We start from the raw sequence: 3463 nt of genomic DNA, 5'->3' as shown, positions 1-3463 counted from the left end.
TGTTGCCATTTTTGCAGCTTCTTGTGGATTACTAATAAATCCTGCTTCAAATAATGATGATGGCATTTTGCTTTCTCTTAAAACTGCAAAATTTGCATTTTTTACTCCTCTATTATATGCACCTGTTTCTTTAATTGCATTACTTTGAATATTATCACTTAAGGGTTTATATGCTCCCTTGTCTCTATGATAATATGTCTCTATTCCATTTGCACTTGCTGATGTAAATGAATTTATATGAGGTGATACATAAAGATCGGCTCCATAAGCATTTGCCATTTCAGCTCTTTCTCCAAGTCCTACAAATGTATCATTTTCTCTACTCATTTTAACTTCAATTCCTCTATCAACTAAAAGCTTCTTTACCTTTTGTGATATTTGAAGTGTTAAGTTATCTTCATATAATCCATTCCCTTCAGCTCCATTATCATATCCTCCATGACCTGGATCTATAAATACTTTATAATAATTTCTATCTACTTTTGTATTATTAGGTTGTACATATGTAGCATTACTACTAGGAACATATACTTCTATTATATGAACTTTATTACCTATTTTATTACTTAAAAAAACGGTTCCTGTATTTTTAGGCGTAGCCACTCCATTTTCTAAAGATAATATACTTTCATTAGATACTTTCCATCCTTTATATTTTGAAAGGTCTAATTTTTCACCTTTTCTTAAAGAAATTCCATCTTCTATAACAACTTCTTCATCTCCATATTCATTAACAACAGATATAAGTTCTTGTTCTAAATTTTTAGTAGTAGCTTCTGCATCAATAATTCCCCCAAATATAGAACCTACAGAAACAGCAATAAGTATAGTAGTAGCCTTTATAATAGTATTTAGTCTTTTCCTATTCATAATTTTATTTTTCCCCCAATTTAATTCATTTTATATTAATCTTAAGTTCAAATCCTATTCATATTATTGATTATAAATTATTTCGACACCCTTTTCAACACTTTTATCCCATTAATATACATTTTTATCACACCTGTCTCTTTTTTAACTCAAAAAACAGCACTAAAATCTCTTATAAAAAAACCTTAGTGCTACCCTACTTTATACATTAACTTTTATACTATACTATTGCTCTTTTTAATGATGTTTCTACAAGTTTAAATAAGAATAATCCTACAACTATATTTATAATTACTGCCGGAACAACAACTGTCATAAATAATCCATTAAAAGAAGCTGGAAGTCCAACTAATATACTTGCTGAAACTAAAAAAGTTACACCAGATACAAATGTTCCAACTCCAAGAATTATAAAACATTGAATAAGTTTTCCCTTCATCTCATTAAGCCTTTTCATGATACTCATGTTTTTCAGTACATATAAAATAAAAAACACTACATGTACAGTAATAATTTTATCAATCATATTAGGAAGCTGTCCTCCTGGAAACTTTGTAGTAAGTGCCGTAAACATTCCTGTAATAACTCCACAAATTAAAGAAGTTTTATAATCACCATCATTTAAAATTACAATTATAAAAAGCATTGCAAGTGCAAAATCAGGTTGCATCGGAAGTCCAAGTGCTGGTGTTAATTGATGAAGCACTGCTCCAATTCCAAGCATTAAAGCATTTATTACCATTTTCTTTGTTTTCATATTTCTCATATCTATTCTCTCTCCTTAAAATTAAATTATTTTTATTATTATCCCTCTTTAAATCTTTCCTTCACTTCATCAAAATCCACCTCCTTCTAAAATTATTTTTAAATATAAAAAACGCCCTATGTACTTAAACATAGGACGAAAATATTCCGCGTTGCCACCTAACTTATGCTTTATCTTTAAAATATTTATCTATAAATAAATATTTGTATAAAACATCTCTCTTTTTCAAGTACTAACATACTCTAGTCTCTGTATAGGGAGACACCCTATGGTCTTTACTCTCTAAACACAATAGATTTCCTACCATTCCTCAAAGGCCCATTCAATAAAACTCTTCATGCTCAGCTTCCACCATCCCAAGCTCTCTTTAATCAAAGCTATCTTACCTACTCTTCCTCATCAAAGGATTCTTTATTCATAATTCCATTATATACCATTCAACCTTTTCTGTGAACCCTTTTTAAAATTTATCTAATCCAATACTTTCGTTATTCATTAAATTTCAACTCAAAACTCTCTCCCACGATAAAATTTATCGCCAGATAAATTTTGAGCTCCACAGAATTACTTCCAATTCCCCCAATTCTAAATTCTTAATTTTTATATATGAAGTTTTTAGTAATTGTGAGCTTCTCTAAAAATCTACTTCTTGCCCATAGTAAGCACAAGTAAATAATTTCTCCATTGTCTTATCATCTATCTCTCTTGGGTTTGAACCTGTACATGCATCTAACACTGCATTTTTAGCGATAAATTCTAAGTTATCTTTAAAGTCTTCTTCAGTTACTCCATACTCTTTCATTGTATGTGGAATATCTAATTTAGTATTTAAGTCATCTATCATATTAACTAAAGAATCTGTAAGCTCTTTATCTGTTTCACCTTCTAATTTCAGCATTCTTCCAAGTGCTGCATATCTGTCTTCACAATTTTTTCTATTATAATTTATTACATATGGTAAGAATATTGCATTTGCACATCCATGTGGTATATGAAATACTGCTCCTGTTTTATGTGCCATTGAATGAACTATTCCAAGTAATGCATTTGAAAATGCCATTCCAACTAAACATTGAGCATCATGCATTTCCTCTCTGGCCTTAATATCTCCATTGTAAGAATCCAGAATATAGTCTACAACCATTTTAATTCCCTTTGCTGCAAGTGGATCTGAAAAGTTTGATCTAAATGCTGCTGTGTACGCTTCAATACCATGAGTTAATGCATCCATTCCTGTATGTGCAACTAACTTTTTAGGCATTGTTTGTGCAAGTTCTGGATCTACTATTGCTATATCTGGTGTTAAGTTAAAATCTGCTAATGGGTATTTAATCTTTTCAGTATAATTTGTTATTACTGAAAATGCTGTTACCTCTGTTGCTGTTCCACTTGTAGATGGAATTGCTATAAATTTAGCTTTTTGTCTAAGTTCTGGTAATCCAAATGGAACTACTGCCTCTTCAAAAGTAAAGTCAGGATACTCATAGAAAATCCACATAGCTTTAGCTGCATCTATTGGAGAACCTCCACCCATAGCTACAATCCAATCTGGATTAAAGTTTCTCATTTCCTCTGCACCCTTCATAACTGTTTCTACTGATGGGTCTGGCTCTACACCTTCAAAAACTTTAACTTCTATTTTAGCTTCTTCAAGATAAGAAATAACTTTATCTAAAAAACCAAACTTTTTCATTGAACCTCCACCAACAACTACCATGGCTTTCTTTCCCTTTATAGTTTTTAAAATCTCTAAAGAACCCTTTCCATGATATAAGTCTCTTGGTAATGTAAAACGTGCCATATAAAACTCATCTCCCTCTTTAAATT

At 30.8% G+C, this 3463-nt stretch carries 3 protein-coding genes; all 3 read right to left on the bottom strand.

What is annotated here, in order from left to right; translation table 11 throughout:
• The coding region (locus ACRDDY_RS07520; RefSeq protein WP_438564330.1) for an N-acetylmuramoyl-L-alanine amidase family protein at positions 1-870 on the bottom strand (870 nt) is incomplete at its 3' end.
• A 220-nt stretch (positions 871-1090) separates the two neighbouring features.
• Positions 1091-1627 carry a tryptophan transporter gene (locus ACRDDY_RS07515; protein WP_438564332.1) on the bottom strand — a complete coding sequence of 179 codons (537 nt, stop codon included), beginning with the start codon at positions 1625-1627 and terminating at the stop codon, positions 1091-1093.
• A gap of 643 nt (positions 1628-2270) precedes the next feature.
• A complete protein-coding gene (locus ACRDDY_RS07510; protein WP_438564331.1) occupies positions 2271-3437 on the bottom strand; it encodes an iron-containing alcohol dehydrogenase in 1167 nt (388 codons plus the stop codon).
• Between the last annotated feature and the right edge of the window lie 26 nt (positions 3438-3463).

Origin of the sequence: Clostridium sp. (assembly GCF_051656525.1) — a bacterium.
Taxonomy (GTDB): Bacteria; Bacillota; Clostridia; order Clostridiales; family Clostridiaceae; genus Clostridium.
This window is presented reverse-complemented; position numbering and strand designations above follow the sequence as displayed.